Source organism: Pseudomonas sp. USHLN015 (genome assembly GCF_037153275.1).
In the GTDB taxonomy this organism is placed as follows: Bacteria; Pseudomonadota; Gammaproteobacteria; order Pseudomonadales; family Pseudomonadaceae; genus Metapseudomonas; species Metapseudomonas tohonis.
On record NZ_JBBCKP010000015.1, the window covers coordinates 126,892 to 141,369 of the forward strand.

Consider the following 14,478-nt stretch of genomic DNA (forward strand, 5'->3'; position numbering starts at 1 on the left):
AACGAGCATGGGTAACGACGGTTTCTTCAGTTGGCTGGGCGAGGCGATCGGCAAGGTGATCCGCTTCATCGTCGATCTGCTTTCAACCGTCCTCGGCGGCATCTGGGCAGCGATGGACGACTTCCTCCGGGGCCTGGCGCGGGCCATCGGGATGGATGCCTCGATCTTCAGCTTCGTCGTACTCATTCTCGGCCTGCTCCTGCTCTTCGGCGGCATACGCGCATTGCTGCGAAAAGGCATCATCAGCGGCCTGATCCTCATCTTCCTCGGCCTGATCGTCATGAGCTGGCTGATCCACTGACCTCGCCCAGGGAGGGGCGCCATGGACCGGCTCGCCCACCTGCTGCGCCACCTCGTCCGAACCGCCCCGACCTGCGCACTGTGCGGCACGCGGGCGCAAGGCTGCGAACTGCCCATCTGCACCGATTGCGAAGCGGACCTGCCCTGGCTGGCCGGGCGTTGCCGGGTCTGCGCCCTGCCGCTGCCCGCCCGGGGCCTGACCTGCGGCGAATGCCTGAAGCGCCCGCCCGCCTTCGATGCCGCCTGCATCCCCTGGCGCTACGACTTCCCGGTGGACAGCCTGATCACCCGCTTCAAGCACCAGGCCCAGTGGCCCCTTGGCCGCTTGCTGGCGGAACTCCTGGCGCGCCACATCGAGCACGCGCATAGCACCGGCGAGCCGCGTCCCGACGCCCTGCTGGCCGTGCCGCTGGCAACCCGCCGCCAGCGCCAGCGCGGCTTCAATCAGGCGCAGATGCTGGCGGGCTGGCTCGGTCGCCGCCTGCGGGTGCCGACGCACGACGATTGGCTGCTGCGCCAACGGGACACGCCCGCCCAGCAGGGCCTGGACGCCGCCACCCGCAAGCGCAACCTGCGCGGCGCCTTCCAGCTGGCCCCGCACGCCAGCCCGCAGGGGCTGCGCCTGGCGCTGGTGGATGACGTGCTGACCACCGGAACCACCGCGCAATACCTCGCCCACCTGCTCAAGCGCGCAGGAGCCGAGCGGGTCGACATCTATTGCCTGGCGCGCACGCCCAAGCCCGGCACGCCGCCCTGAGGCATAGCTTGACGGGCGCCCCCGACTCACTCAGCCTGCTGCGCCATGTCCAGCAACAGCCATCGACCATGAGCCAGCTCACGCCCCTGACCCAGCAACTGACCCGCCGCCCGCAGCGCATGGCCCTGCTGGAGCAGATCGCCGTCCAGGGCTCGATCACACGTGCGGCGAAGGCGGCCGGGCTCAGCTACAAGGCTGCGTGGGACGCCATCGACGAGCTCAACAACCTTTCGGAAAAGCCCCTGGTCGAACGCAGCGTCGGTGGCAAGGGCGGTGGCGGCGCACGCCTGTCCGCCGAAGGCGAACGCCTGCTGGCCCTGTTCAAGCGCATGGAAAGCCTGCAGGCGCACCTGCTGGAAAGCGCCGAGAGCGAGCAGGACCTGGAACGCCTGGGCCGCCTGATGCTGCGCACCAGCGCCCGCAACCAGCTCAGCGGCAAGGTCGTCGCCGTGCAGGCCCAGGGCCGCAACGACCTGGTGGACGTCGAGCTGCCTGGCGGCGCCCGCATGCGCGCGCAGATCACCCACGACAGCAGCGAAAAGCTGGAACTCACCCCCGGCGGCGGCGTGATCGCCCTGATGAAGGCCGGCTGGCTCAGCGTGCAGCCCCTCGGCGTGCAGCCCGATCCACAGATGAACGCCCTGGAAGGACGCATCGAAGCGATCCTGCCCGACGACGAGGGCCCCAGCGAGGTCCGCATCGCCCTGGCCAACGGCCAGACCCTCTGCGCCCTGGCCGAACCCGCCCAGCTCGAAGCCGATGGCTTGCGAGCGGGCAGCCTGGCCCGCGCCCTGTTCGCCCCCAGCCTGGTGCTGCTCGGCACCCCGCTCTGAGAAGCGCCGAACGATAGACCGCCCCGCCGGTGCCATAGGCGCTAGACTTGCCGCCCAACCACCGGAGTCGCCCATGTCCCATCCCTTCGCCGAACTGACGCCCGATCTCGTGCTCGACGCCGTGGAGGGCCTGGGCTACCTCAGCGACGCCCGCGTGCTGGCCCTCAACAGCTACGAGAACCGCGTCTACCAGGTCGGCATCGAAGACGAACAGCCGCTTATCGCCAAGTTCTACCGGCCGCAGCGCTGGACCGACGCCGCGATCCGCGAGGAGCACGCCTTCAGCGCCGAGCTCGCCGAGCACGAAGTGCCGGTGGTCGCGCCCCTGTCCCGCGACGGCGAAACCCTGTTCGAACACGCCGGCTTCCGCTTCGCCCTGTTCCCCCGCCGCGGCGGCCGCGCGCCCGAGCCCGGCAACATGGACCAGCTCTACCGCCTCGGCCAGTTGCTCGGCCGCCTGCACGCGGTCGGTGCCGTGCGCCCCTTCGAGCACCGCGAAACCCAGACCGTCCAGGCGTTCGGCCATGACTCGCTGCACACCCTGCTGGAGGGCGGCTTCATCCCCAGGAGCCTGCTCCCGGCCTACGAGTCGGTGGCCCGCGACCTGCTCAAGCGCCTCGACCAGCGCTTCGGCGAAGTGCGCTACACCGCCATCCGCCTGCACGGCGACTGCCACCCCGGCAACCTCCTGTGCCGCGACGAGACCTTCCACATGGTCGACCTCGACGACTGCCGCATGGGCCCGGCGGTGCAGGACCTGTGGATGATGCTCGCCGGCGAGCGCCACGAGCGCCTGACGCAGCTCTCCGAACTGGTGGACGGCTACCAGGAGTTCCACGACTTCGACCCGCGCGAACTGCCGCTGATCGAAGCCCTGCGCGCCCTGCGCCTGATGCACTACAGCGCCTGGCTGGCGCGGCGCTGGGACGATCCCGCCTTCCCCATGAGCTTCCCCTGGTTCGGCAGCGAGCGTTACTGGGGCGACCAGGTGCTGATCCTGCGCGAGCAACTGGCGGCGATGGACGAGGAGCCGCTGCGCCTGTTCTGACACGCGGACGATGCGGCAGGGGCCCAGGAAGTCCGGCGTAACGTAATCCTTACGCCGGAATGGCCCGGGCCATGCGGGAAGATCCTGGGCAGACAGACAAGTCGGCCGGGCGGCCTCTAGAATGTCGGACCTTTCGTTAGCGACCTAAGCAAGGACCTTACATGGCCACCGCCAACCCGCGTCGCGGGTACATCCTCGGCCTGACCGCCTACATCATCTGGGGCCTCTTCCCCATCTACTTCAAAGCCATCCAGGCCGTCCCGGCGCTGGAGATCATCGTCCATCGCGCCATCTGGTCCGCCCTGTTCGGCGCCCTCCTGCTGCTGGTCTGGAAGCACCCCGGCTGGCTGCGCGAACTGCGCGAGAACCCCAGGCGCTTCGGCATCCTCGCCGCCAGCGGCGTACTGATCGCCTCCAACTGGCTGGTCTATGTCTGGGCGGTGAACAACGGGCGCATGCTCGAAGCCAGCCTCGGCTACTACATCAACCCGCTGGTGAACGTGTTGCTGGGCATGCTCCTGCTCGGCGAACGCCTGCGCCGCCTGCAATGGATCGCGGTGGCCCTGGCGGCGGTCGGCGTGGCACAACAGATCTGGCAGGTGGGCAGCCTGCCCTGGGTGTCCCTGACCCTGGCGCTGACCTTCGGCTTCTATGGGCTGATCCGCAAGCAGGCACCGGTCGCCGCCCTGCCCGGCCTGGTGGTGGAAACCTGGCTGCTGCTGCCCCTGGCGCTGGGCTGGCTGGTCCTGCACCCGGCGGCCCAGACCAGCCAGGCGGCCTTCTGGGGCACCTCCGAGGCCTTCTGGCTGATCGCCGCCGGCCCCATCACCCTGGTGCCGCTGGTGTGCTTCAACGCCGCCGCCCGCCACCTGCCCTACACCACGCTGGGCTTCCTCCAGTACCTGGCGCCGACCCTGGTGATGCTGCAGGCGATCTTCCTCTTCGACGAGCACTTCGATCCGAGCAAGCTCCTGGCGTTCTGCTTCATCTGGGCCGGCCTTGCGGTCTACAGCGTCGACGCCTGGATCACCCTGCGCCGCAACATCGGCTGAGCAGAAAACGTACGATCGGCTGCAGGCAGCGCCACGCCTGGCCTGCAGCCGACGCTCCAGAGCTTATCCACAGCTCCGTCCCCGTGCTTTGTGCACAAGCCGCTGAATCCGCTCGTTTTTCAGCCAGAACGCCCCGGGCCGCGCAGGCCCTGCTCCAGCGCCGGCGCTCCCCAGGTTATCCACAGGCTTGCCCAGGTTTTCCGGGGATAGCCGTCACGACGCCTGCGATTGCAGGTCCAGCTCAACCATCAGGTCGTCGGCGAGCGCCTCCAGCCGCTTCTGCAGCACATCGAGGGACAGGGTCAGCGGCACCGCCAGCACCGCCTCGGCATGGAACAGCGGCTCGCTGCTCATGGGTGCCGGCTTCACCTCGGTGACCAGGCTCTCCACGTTCACCCCCTGCTCCGAGAGCAAGCGGGTGATATCGCGGACGATGCCGGGGCGGTCGTTGCCCACCAGGTCCAGGAGGATCGGCTTCCAGGTGCAGGACGGCTCGATGCCGCTCTCCGCCAGCATCACGCGGATGCCATGGGCCGCCAGGCCTTGCAGCCCTTCCACCAGCTCGTCATACCCCTCCGCCGGCACCGCCACCCGCAGGATGCCGGCGAACTGCCCGGCCATGCGCGACATGCGGCTTTCCAGCCAGTTGCCGCCATGGGCGGCGATGCACTGGGCGACTCGTTCCACCAGCCCGGGCTGGTCCGGGGCGATCACCGTCAATACCAGATGGTCCACGCTCGACTCCTTCTCTTCAGTGGGCCGCCTCAGGCGAGGCTCAGCCAGTAGGTCAGGTACACCTGGTCGCGCACATAGCCAAGGCGCTCGTAGAGCGCCTGGCCGGCCAGGTTGGTCTTCGCCGTCTCCAGCTGCAGGCCACAGGCGCCGGTGGCCTCGCCGTGGGCGCGAGCGGCGTTCATCAGGTCTTCGCCCACGCCCTGGCGGCGGGCATGCGGGGCGACGTAGAGGTCGCTGAGCAGCCAGGCGGGCGCCAGGGCCAGGGACGAGATGAAGGGATAGAGCTGCACGAAGCCCTGCGCCCTGCCTTCCAGGCTACGCGCGATGAACAGCACCGAGTCGCCACGCGCCAGGCGGTCGCCGAGGAAATCGCGCACCTCGCCCAGCGGCCGCGGTACTTCATAGAAATCCAGGTAGCCGGAAAAGAGCTCGGCCAGTTCATCGATATCGGCAGCGGTTACGGCATGCACGGCCATGGGAAACTCCATTTTTTGTAGTGTGGGCAGTATAGAAAAGAGCTGAAGGTAGTCCCGGAATATGCGTTTCCAGGCTGCGGCACTGGGTCGCAGACACGATTTTTCATTAATCGTGTACGTTTTTAAGATTTTTCTGGAACAATCCACCTGTTTCTTGAGAACATTCTGCCCCCGCCGTGACTGCAAGGCGTTTTCTGGTCGCATAGCGACGCACGCCCATGATTTTTACGACGGCTTCATGTAGTATGCCGCGGCTCGGACTACAAGCACTGGAGCACGGTCCGCAGCGGATATTGAGCAGAGTGAGGCAAGCAATGACTGAGCGCGTTCAAGTCGGTGGCCTGCAGGTCGCCAGAGTCCTGTTCGACTTCGTGAACAACGAAGCCATCCCCGGAACCGGCATCAGCGCCGAGAAGTTCTGGGCCGGCGCCGAAGCGGTCATCAATGACCTGGCGCCCAAGAACAAAGCCCTGCTCGCCAAGCGCGACGAACTCCAGGCGCAGATCGACGCCTGGCACCAGGCCCGCGCCGGCCAGGCCCACGATGCCGTGGCCTACAAGGCCTTCCTGCAGGAAATCGGCTACCTGCTCCCCGAGCCGGCCGACTTCCAGGCCACCACCGCCAACGTCGACGAAGAGATCGCCCGCATGGCCGGCCCGCAGCTGGTGGTGCCGGTGATGAACGCCCGCTTCGCCCTGAACGCCGCCAACGCCCGCTGGGGCTCGCTGTACGACGCGCTCTACGGCACCGACGTGATCAGCGAAGAGAACGGCGCCGAGAAGGGCAAGGGCTACAACAAGGTCCGCGGTGACAAGGTCATCGCCTTCGCCCGCGCCTTCCTCGACGAAGCCGCCCCGCTGCACGACGGCTCCCATGTCGACGCCACCGCCTACGCCATCAAGGACGGCGCCTTCGCCGTGACCCTGAAGGACGGCACCGAGACCGGCCTCAAGGACACCGCCCAGTTCATCGCCTTCCAGGGTGATGCCGCGGCCCCGCAAGCCCTGCTGCTCAAGCACAACGGCCTGCACTTCGAGATCCAGATCGACCCGAACAGCCCCATCGGCAAGACCGATGCCGCAGGCGTCAAGGACGTGCTGATGGAAGCCGCCCTGACCACCATCATGGACTGCGAGGACTCCGTCGCCGCCGTCGATGCCGACGACAAGACCGTGGTCTACCGCAACTGGCTGGGCCTGATGAAAGGCGACCTGGCCGAGAGCGTGTCCAAGGGCGGCGAGACCTTCACCCGCACCATGAACCCCGACCGCGTCTACACCAGGCCCGACGGTTCCGAGCTGACCCTGCACGGCCGCAGCCTGCTGTTCGTGCGCAACGTCGGTCACCTGATGACCAACCCGGCCATCCTCGACGCCGCCGGCAACGAGATCCCGGAAGGCATCCAGGACGCGCTGTTCACCAGCCTGATCGCCCTGCACAACCTCAACGGCAACACCAGCCGCAAGAACACCCGCACCGGCTCGGTCTACATCGTCAAGCCGAAGATGCATGGCCCGGAAGAAGTCGCCTTCACCACCGAGATCTTCGGTCGCGTAGAGGATGTGCTCGGCATGCCGCGCAACACCCTCAAGGTCGGCATCATGGACGAGGAGCGCCGCACCACCATCAACCTCAAGGCGTGCATCAAGGCCGCCAGCGAGCGCGTGGTGTTCATCAACACAGGTTTCCTCGACCGCACCGGTGACGAAATCCACACCTCCATGGAAGCCGGCGCCGTCGTGCGCAAGGCCGCCATGAAGAGCGAGAAGTGGATCGGCGCCTACGAGAACAACAACGTCGACATCGGCCTGGCCACCGGCCTGCAGGGCCGCGCCCAGATCGGCAAGGGCATGTGGGCCATGCCCGACCTGATGGCCGGCATGCTCGAGCAGAAGATCGGCCACCCGCTGGCCGGCGCCAACACCGCCTGGGTTCCGTCGCCGACCGCCGCCACCCTGCACGCGCTGCACTACCACAAGGTCGACGTGTTCGCCCGCCAGGCCGAGCTGGCCAAGCGCGCGCCGGCTTCGGTGGACGACATCCTGACCATCCCGCTGGCGCCGAACACCAACTGGAGCGCCGACGAGATCCAGAACGAACTGGACAACAACGCCCAGGGCATCCTCGGCTACGTGGTGCGCTGGATCGACCAGGGCGTCGGCTGCTCCAAGGTGCCGGACATCAACGACGTCGGCCTGATGGAAGACCGTGCCACCCTGCGCATCTCCAGCCAGCTGCTGGCCAACTGGCTGCGCCACAAGGTGGTGACCGAGGAGCAGATCCTCGCCAGCCTCAAGCGCATGGCCCCGGTGGTCGACCGCCAGAACGCCAACGACCCGCTGTACCGCCCGCTGGCCCCCAACTTCGACGACAACGTGGCCTTCCAGGCCGCCGTCGAACTGGTGGTCGAAGGCACCAAGCAGCCCAACGGCTACACCGAGCCGGTCCTGCACCGTCGTCGCCGCGAGTTCAAGGCGAAGAACGGCCTGTAAGCCCCGCTCCATGAAAAAACCGCCCCTCGGGGCGGTTTTTTCATGCCTTAAGAAAGCCTAGCGATCAGGGCAGCAGCGGCAGCAGTTCCGCCTCGATCAGCGCCAGCGGCCGCAGCGAGCGCTGCACCCGGGCCACGCCCAGCGCCCCTTCCAGCGCGGCGATCAGCAGCCAGGCACGGCGTTCGGCCACTGCGGCGGCAAGCCCGTCGGCGAGCAGTGCCTGTTCGAAAACGCCATGCCAGCCGCCCAGCGCGGCGCCACAGCGCCGGTGAACACCATCGAGCTCATCGTCGATGCTCAAGGTGGTGGCGAAGATCGGGCAGGACTCGGCGTAGTCCGAGGCCTCCAGCCAACCGCGCAGCGTCGCGGTGAAGCCCAGCAGCGCGTTGCGCGCATGGGGCGCCCGGTTCGCGGCCTGCTCGAGATGCGCACGCACTTCGGTGGAGACGAAATCGATGGCGGCGCCGACGATCTCCGGCTTGCCATCGGGGAAGTAGTGGTAGAGCGAGCCCTTGGGCGTCTCCGAGCGGGCGATGATGTCGCCCAGGGCCGTTCCGAAATAGCCCTTGCTCGCCAGCAGTGAAGCTGTGGCGCGGACGACGCGATCGGCGGCGTTGGATTTCTTCGGCAAGAGAACCTCTCCAGGGCAGTGACGCGCGCCGGTCCCCCGGCGCGCGCAAAGCATGCCCGAGCCTCAGGGAATATGAAACACGGCGCTGCCGCGGGCCACGGCGTGTTCCCCGCAGCGCAGGTCCGCACTGGCGAATGCCAGGCGCTGGCCCACCTTGTGGATCGTCGTGCGGACTTCCACCAGGTCCCCGAGCCGAGCGGCGCCGCAGAAATCCAGGCTCAGGTTCACCGTCGCCATCGCCAGGGGCGGGTCCTGGGAGAAGGCCGTGGAATAGCCCAGCGCCACATCCGCCAGGGTGCAGAGCAGCCCACCATGGGCCGTGCCCCGCAGGTTGCAGTGCTGCTCCCCGATATGTACTGCGATCATCAGGCCGCCACTCTCGTCGCGACGGCAATACAGCGGGCCCAGCAGATCGAGGAATGGGCTGGCGCGAAACAGCGGCCCGTAGCCGTCAGGCACTTCGCTCTCCATCAGCGCGCCCCCTCGCCGCCGACCTTGGCCACCGTGGCCAGGGCCACCGCCACCAGCTTCTCCTCGCCGTTCTTGATCGCGAAGACCTCGGCGAAGGTCGCCAGCGTCCGGCTCGACGCCTTCAGCACCCGCCCCCGGGCCACCAGGCGCTCGCCCACCGCCGGCGCCAGCAGGTTGAGCGTGTACTCCGAGGTCACCACATCCCCCGCCACCGAGGCCGCCGCCCAGGCGCAGGCGCTGTCGGCCATGAAGCCGACCACCGCCCCATGTACGAAGCCATGATGCTGGTGCATCACCTCCGGCTTCACCTCGACCTCCAGCTCGACAGCGCCCGCGCCAATGGCGTTGACGCGCGCCCCCATCAGCGCGGCGAACGGGGTAGCGCGGATCACCGCTTCGAGTCGTTCCTGCAAACGCGGATCGTGGTTCATGACGCTTCCTCCTGAAAAAGTGGCCGGCTTTTATATAGACCGGTCTAACTATTCTGATCACAAATCGATCGGCTACAAGCAGCCGGCAGCCCGTATCAGGCCGGCGAATGCCGGGCCAGCCAGCGGATCGATGGGTAAATGGAGAAAAGAAAAAACCGCCTTGCGGCGGCTTCAGGCGCTTTTCAGCGTCAGGACTTCGGCCTTTGCTTGCCTCGCCCTCACCGGAGGCTTGCTCGGCGGCGTACCCAGCTCGTTGCGCACCAACGTAACCAGGCGGGTGATATCCACGGGTTTGAGAAGGAAATCCACCACCTTCATGTGCATGGCCTCGATGGCGTCCTGAACGTCCGCATCACCCGAGGTGATGATCACCGGCAGGCTCGCCCGCGCCGACTGGCGCACCTGGCGGACCAGCTCCAGGCCACTGCCACACTGCATGTGCAGTTCGGTCACCAGCAGGTCGATGGAGGGCCGCGCCAGCAGCAGAGCCAAGGCCTGCTCGCCGCTTTCTGCAGTGATGCAACTGATGCCGTGAGCGGTCAGGCGATCGGCCAGGGAGTCGCGGGCAGCTTCATCATCGTCCACCAGCAGCACACTGGGCTGGGCGTTCGGCACGCGCACCAGTTCATCCAGGGCCTTCATCTCCTCTTGGCTCAGCAAGTCACCGTAATTCATGGGCTCCACCTCGTAGCGGCCATTGCAGGCACGCTGCTCCGCGCAAAGTCAGAGTGCGCGGCATCACGCGTGTGTGATAGCGGAAAATCATAAGAGTTCCCGTTTCGCCGCCGAACGGTGCAAAAATTGACCAGCACAATGGGGGCGGCGGCAATTCCTCCTCCCAGGCGGAACTCACCCCGACAACCCGCGCCGGGAATGGGTTCGAGCTCGCTCTATACTTACGTCCAATGTGCAGCGCCGTCCCGGCCATCGACCATGCACCCACAACAAGAGCGCCGTGGAAAACAGAGCATGAGCACGACGGACGCCTTCGCCCAGGCGGGCAAGCAGGCGGTGATGCAGAACGTCCATGGCACCATGGAGTTCCTGCAGAAATTCCCACCCTTCAACCAGATGGAAAGCGCCCACCTGGCCTACCTGGTGGAAAACTGCCTGCTGCGCTTCTACGGGCGCGGGGAATCCATCATCAAGCCCAGCGACGGGCCGGTCGAACACTTCTACATCGTCAAGCAGGGCCGTGTGGTCGGCGAACGCCCGCATTCGGCCAAGCGCGGCACCGAGACCACCTTCGAGATCGCCGGCGGCGAATGCTTCCCCCTCGCCGCCCTGCTCGGCGAGCGCGCCACCCGCACCGAGCACCTGGCCGGCGAAGACACCTTCTGCCTGCTCCTTGCCAAGCCCGCCTTCGTGCGCCTGTTCGCCATCTCCGGCCCGTTCCGCGACTTCGCCCTGCGCGGCGTCAGCAGCCTGCTCGACCAGGTCAACCAGCAGGTGCAGCTGCGCGCGGTGGAAACCCTCGGTGCCCAGTACTCGCTCGACACCCGCCTCATCGATCTCGCCGTGCGCCAGCCCATCGCCTGCCCGCCGCACATGCCCCTGCGCGATGCCGTGCGGCTGATGCACGAGAACCAGGTGGGCAGCATCGTCATCGTCGACGAGCAGCAGCGGCCCCAGGGCATCTTCACCCTGCGCGACCTGCGTCGGGTGATCGCCGACGCCTGCGCCGACCTCGGCCAGAGCATCGCCGGGCTGATGACCCAGCAGCCCTTCCACCTGCCGCCGGATGCCAGCGCCTTCGATGCCGCCATCGCCATGACCGAGCGCCACATCGCCCATGTCTGCGTGGTGGAGGACGGTCGCCTGCGCGGCGTGGTCTCCGAGCGCGACCTGTTCTCCCTGCAGCGCGTCGACCTGGTGCACCTGGCCCGCACCATCCGCCATGCCGGCCGAGTCGAGACCCTCGCCGCCCTGCGCAGCGACATCCAGCGCCTGGTGGACAGCATGCTCGCCCACGGCGCCAGCTCCACGCAGATCACCCACATCATCACCCTGCTCAACGACCACACCGTGTGCCGGGTGATCGAGCTCGCCATCGAAGAACAGGGCGACCCGGGCGTACCCTTCACCTGGCTGTGCTTCGGCAGCGAAGGGCGCCGCGAGCAGACGCTGCACACCGACCAGGACAACGGCATCCTCTTCGAGGCCCGCGACGCCGCCGAGGCCGCCGCCATCCGCGGGCGCCTGCTGCCGCTGGCCGAGCGCATCAACCAGGACCTGGCCCGATGCGGCTTCGAGCTGTGCCGCGGACGCATCATGGCCGGCAACCCCGAGTTGTGCCTGTCGCGCCAGGAATGGAGTCGCCGCTTCGCCGGCTTCATCCGCGAGGCTACGCCGGAGAGCCTGCTGGGCTCGAGCATCTACTTCGACCTGCGCACCGTCTGGGGCGATCGCGAGGGCTGCGAGCAACTGCGCCGCCAGGTGCTCGCGCAGGTCGCCGACAACCGTCTGTTCCAACGCCTGATGGCCGAGAACGCCTTGCGCCAGCGCCCGCCCGTGGGCCGCTTCCGTGACTTCGTGGTGGCCCGCAAGGGCGCCGAGAAGGACACCCTCGACCTCAAGGTCCAGGGCCTCACCCCCTTCGTCGACGGCGCCCGCCTGCTGGCCCTCGCCCACGGCGTCGACGCCTGCAACACCCTCGAACGCCTGCGCCAACTGGTGGCACATGAGGTGATCGACGCCCAGGACGGCGCTGCCTTCGAGGAGGCCTACCATTTCATCCAGCAGACCCGCATGCAGCAGCACCAGCAACAGGCCCGGCAAGGGCTGCCCTTCACCAACCGCCTCGACCCGGACAGCCTCAACCACCTGGACCGGCGTATCCTCCGCGAATCCTTCCGCCAGGCCCAGCGCCTGCAGGCCAGCCTCGCGCTGCGCTACCAGCTATGAACGCCCTCGCCTGGCTCACCCGCCGCCATCGCCCACAGCTCAGCGAGGCCCAGCAACGCCGCCGCGACGCCCTGGCCGCCCCGCTCGGCCTGGATGACCGGCCGCTGCGCGAACAGCGCTTCGTGGTGCTCGACCTGGAAACCAGCGGGCTGAACATGAGCCGCGACCTGGTGCTGTCCATCGGCGCGGTGAGCATCGAAAACGGCGCCATCGACCTCGGCCACCAGTTCGAGGCCACCCTGCACCGCGAAACCGGACGGGTCAGCCCCAGCGTGCTCATCCACGGCATCGCCCCCAGCGAATCGGCCGGAGGCGTGGAGCCCGCCGAAGCCCTGCTGGCCTTCATGGAATACCTGGGCGACAGCCCGCTGCTGGCCTTCCACGCCCCCTTCGACCAGCGCATGCTCACCCGCGCCCTCAAGCGCGACCTCGACCATCGCCTGCAGCATCCCTTCCTCGACGTCGCCGAACTGGCCCCGCTGCTGTGCCCCGACGCCGGCATCCGCAACGGCGGGCTGGACCCATGGGCCGAGCACTTCGGCCTGCAGGTTCAGCAACGCCACCACGCCAGCGCCGATGCCCTGGCCACCGCCGAGATGGCCCTGATCCTCTTCAGCCGCGCCCGCCAGCAGGGCCTCGACAGCCCCGCCGCCCTCGCCGCCGCCCTCACCCGCAGGCAGCGTCGCCAGCAACAACCGGGTCTCTGAGCCAGCGCCACGCGAACGGTCGTCGCCAGCCGACGGCCTGCGATTGCGGCCGGGTGCCAGCATCGGCATAATTGCGAATCATTCTCGCTCCATTTCCTACCAGCCTGCTTCGCGCGGCGGAGGTTGCAGTGTCGCTTGGGGAAACCACGAACCATGAGCTGGCGGGCGCGCTCTATCGCGACCATCGCGACTGGCTGCTCGGCTGGCTGCGCCGCAGCCTGAGCTGCCCCCATCGGGCGGAAGACCTCAGCCAGGACGCCTTCGTGCGCATCCTCGGCAAAGCCGACCTGCACCAGGTGCGCGAACCCCGCGCGCTGCTCACCACCATCGCCCGTGGCCTGCTGGTGGACCATTTCCGCCGCAGCACCCTGGAACGGGCCTACCTCGAGGAACTGGCCCGGGTCCCCGAAGCCGTGCAGCCGGGCCTGGAGGAACAGGCGCTGATCCTCGAATCCCTGCGCGAGATCGACCGCCTACTGGGCACGCTCTCCAGCAAGGCGCGCGCCGCCTTCCTCCACAACCGCGTCGACGGCCTCGGCCACGCCGAGATCGCCGAGCGCCTGGGCGTTTCCGTGCCTCGCGTGCGCCAGTACCTCGCCCAGGGCCTGCGCCAGTGCTACATCGCCCTCTACGGTGAACCGACGTGAATCGCGCCCCGGTCTCCTCGCAGGTCCTCGACGAAGCCATCCACTGGCAACTCTGCCTGGGCTCCGGTGAAGCCAGCGCGGGCGAGCAGGCGGAGTTCCTCCACTGGCACGCCGCCAATGCAGAACACGCCCGCGCCTGGGCGCAACTGGCCGGCCTGGACCAGCAGTTCGTCGCCGCCGGCAATGCCCCGGCCCGCCGCGCCCTGCTGCGCTCCCCGCGCCGCATGCGCCGCAGCGCCAGCCTGCTCGGCCTGGTCCTGGTCGGTGCCCTCGCCCTGGGCCTGGCCAACCCGCAGCGCCCATTGAGCGACTGGCTGGCCGACGAAGTCACCGCCAGCGGCGAACAACGCGACCTGCTGCTGCCCGACCGCAGCCATGTGCGCCTCAACAGCCGCAGCGCCCTGGACATCGAGTTCGACCCGGCCCAGCGCCGCATCCACCTGCGCCGCGGAGAGATCCTCGTCGAGACCGCACACGGTGACCCGCGCCCCTTCGTGGTCGGCACCGGGGACGGCGACCTGCGCGCCCTCGGCACGCGCTTCCTGGTGCGCGCCGAGAAGGACGGCACGCGCCTGATCGTCCTGCAGTCGGCCGTCGCCGCCCACCCGGCGCGGGCCGATGAAGAGCGCATCATCGAGGAAGGCCAGCAGGTGCTGATGAGCAGCACCCGCCTGGACGCCAGCCAGAACGCGCCGGTCGGCGCCGACGCCTGGGTGCGCGGCATGCTGGTGGTGGAGAACGCGCGCCTGGCCGACCTGCTGGAACGCCTGGGCGAGTACCGCAGCGGCTACCTGGGCGTCGCCCCGGAAGTCGCCGACCTGCGCATCAGCGGCAGCTTCCCCCTCAATGACAGCGATCTCGCCCTAGACGCCCTGCCCCCCAGCCTGCCCGTGCGTATCGAACGCCATACCAGCTGGTGGACCCGCGTGGTGCCCGCCAACCATTAGCGCCTCATCCAGCGCCCCCAGCTAGCCCGGGTTTGAGCCCGGGAGAA

Annotated in this window: 16 protein-coding genes; 10 read left to right on the top strand and 6 right to left on the bottom strand. The window is 68.0% G+C overall.

The annotated features are described in order from the left end of the window. The first annotated feature begins 7 nt into the window (after nucleotides 1–7). The 5 genes from WFQ67_RS26885 (at nucleotide 8) to rarD (ending at nucleotide 3,990) form a co-directional block, all read left to right on the top strand. Entirely contained in the window at nucleotides 8–301 is a 294-nt protein-coding gene (locus WFQ67_RS26885) for a hypothetical protein (protein WP_111259563.1), read from the top strand. A gap of 21 nt (nucleotides 302–322) precedes the next feature. Continuing rightward, nucleotides 323–1,057 carry a ComF family protein gene (locus tag WFQ67_RS26890; protein WP_337058686.1) on the top strand — a complete coding sequence of 245 codons (735 nt, stop codon included), beginning with the start codon at nucleotides 323–325 and terminating at the stop codon, nucleotides 1,055–1,057. A 68-nt stretch (nucleotides 1,058–1,125) separates the two neighbouring features. After that, nucleotides 1,126–1,890 (top strand): TOBE domain-containing protein, encoded by a 765-nt coding sequence (locus WFQ67_RS26895; protein WP_213630391.1) that lies wholly within the window; start codon nucleotides 1,126–1,128, stop codon nucleotides 1,888–1,890. Nucleotides 1,891–1,963: 73 nt separating this feature from the next. Then, nucleotides 1,964–2,938: a serine/threonine protein kinase gene (locus WFQ67_RS26900; RefSeq protein WP_173177537.1), complete on the top strand. Its 975-nt coding sequence runs from the start codon at nucleotides 1,964–1,966 to the stop codon at nucleotides 2,936–2,938. 161 nt (nucleotides 2,939–3,099) lie between these two features. Continuing rightward, nucleotides 3,100–3,990 carry an EamA family transporter RarD gene (gene rarD / locus WFQ67_RS26905; protein WP_213628119.1) on the top strand — a complete coding sequence of 297 codons (891 nt, stop codon included), beginning with the start codon at nucleotides 3,100–3,102 and terminating at the stop codon, nucleotides 3,988–3,990. Nucleotides 3,991–4,203: 213 nt separating this feature from the next. On the opposite strand, the gene WFQ67_RS26910 is transcribed toward rarD, so the two are convergent. Both WFQ67_RS26910 and WFQ67_RS26915 read right to left on the bottom strand, forming a co-directional pair. Further along, on the bottom strand, nucleotides 4,204–4,725 hold the full coding sequence (locus WFQ67_RS26910) for a glycine cleavage system protein R (protein WP_173177527.1): 522 nt from the start codon (nucleotides 4,723–4,725) through the stop codon (nucleotides 4,204–4,206). 29 nt (nucleotides 4,726–4,754) lie between these two features. Beyond that, the gene (locus WFQ67_RS26915; protein ID WP_263152314.1) at nucleotides 4,755–5,201 is read right to left on the bottom strand and encodes a GNAT family N-acetyltransferase; all 447 of its coding nucleotides are present in this window, start codon (nucleotides 5,199–5,201) and stop codon (nucleotides 4,755–4,757) included. Nucleotides 5,202–5,515: 314 nt separating this feature from the next. Between WFQ67_RS26915 and WFQ67_RS26920 the strand changes: the two genes are divergently transcribed. Then, nucleotides 5,516–7,693, top strand: coding sequence for a malate synthase G (locus tag WFQ67_RS26920; RefSeq protein WP_213628118.1), 2,178 nt, complete (start codon nucleotides 5,516–5,518; stop codon nucleotides 7,691–7,693). A gap of 64 nt (nucleotides 7,694–7,757) precedes the next feature. Here WFQ67_RS26920 and WFQ67_RS26925 read toward each other — a convergent pair whose 3' ends face one another. From WFQ67_RS26925 to WFQ67_RS26940, 4 genes are all read right to left on the bottom strand, one after another. Continuing rightward, the gene (locus WFQ67_RS26925; protein WP_337058687.1) at nucleotides 7,758–8,324 is read right to left on the bottom strand and encodes a TetR/AcrR family transcriptional regulator; all 567 of its coding nucleotides are present in this window, start codon (nucleotides 8,322–8,324) and stop codon (nucleotides 7,758–7,760) included. 63 nt (nucleotides 8,325–8,387) lie between these two features. Beyond that, nucleotides 8,388–8,795, bottom strand: a complete 408-nt coding sequence (locus tag WFQ67_RS26930; protein ID WP_337058688.1) for a PaaI family thioesterase — start codon at nucleotides 8,793–8,795, stop codon at nucleotides 8,388–8,390. Next, nucleotides 8,795–9,226: a PaaI family thioesterase gene (locus WFQ67_RS26935; protein WP_213628115.1), complete on the bottom strand. Its 432-nt coding sequence runs from the start codon at nucleotides 9,224–9,226 to the stop codon at nucleotides 8,795–8,797. The genes WFQ67_RS26930 and WFQ67_RS26935 overlap by 1 nt, the downstream gene beginning before the upstream one ends. 171 nt (nucleotides 9,227–9,397) lie before the next feature. Beyond that, nucleotides 9,398–9,901 carry a response regulator gene (locus WFQ67_RS26940; RefSeq protein WP_213628114.1) on the bottom strand — a complete coding sequence of 168 codons (504 nt, stop codon included), beginning with the start codon at nucleotides 9,899–9,901 and terminating at the stop codon, nucleotides 9,398–9,400. A 294-nt stretch (nucleotides 9,902–10,195) separates the two neighbouring features. Here WFQ67_RS26940 and WFQ67_RS26945 point away from each other — a divergent pair, with 294 nt between their 5' ends. The 4 genes from WFQ67_RS26945 (at nucleotide 10,196) to WFQ67_RS26960 (ending at nucleotide 14,431) form a co-directional block, all read left to right on the top strand. Further along, the gene (locus WFQ67_RS26945) at nucleotides 10,196–12,130 is read left to right on the top strand and encodes a putative nucleotidyltransferase substrate binding domain-containing protein (protein ID WP_337058689.1); all 1,935 of its coding nucleotides are present in this window, start codon (nucleotides 10,196–10,198) and stop codon (nucleotides 12,128–12,130) included. Then, nucleotides 12,127–12,837 (top strand): 3'-5' exonuclease, encoded by a 711-nt coding sequence (locus WFQ67_RS26950; RefSeq protein WP_337058690.1) that lies wholly within the window; start codon nucleotides 12,127–12,129, stop codon nucleotides 12,835–12,837. The genes WFQ67_RS26945 and WFQ67_RS26950 overlap by 4 nt, the downstream gene beginning before the upstream one ends. A gap of 128 nt (nucleotides 12,838–12,965) precedes the next feature. Continuing rightward, on the top strand, nucleotides 12,966–13,484 hold the full coding sequence (locus tag WFQ67_RS26955; RefSeq protein ID WP_337058691.1) for an RNA polymerase sigma factor: 519 nt from the start codon (nucleotides 12,966–12,968) through the stop codon (nucleotides 13,482–13,484). Continuing rightward, nucleotides 13,481–14,431: a FecR family protein gene (locus WFQ67_RS26960; protein ID WP_337058692.1), complete on the top strand. Its 951-nt coding sequence runs from the start codon at nucleotides 13,481–13,483 to the stop codon at nucleotides 14,429–14,431. Before WFQ67_RS26955 ends, WFQ67_RS26960 begins: the two co-directional genes overlap by 4 nt. Nucleotides 14,432–14,478: the final 47 nt, after the last annotated feature.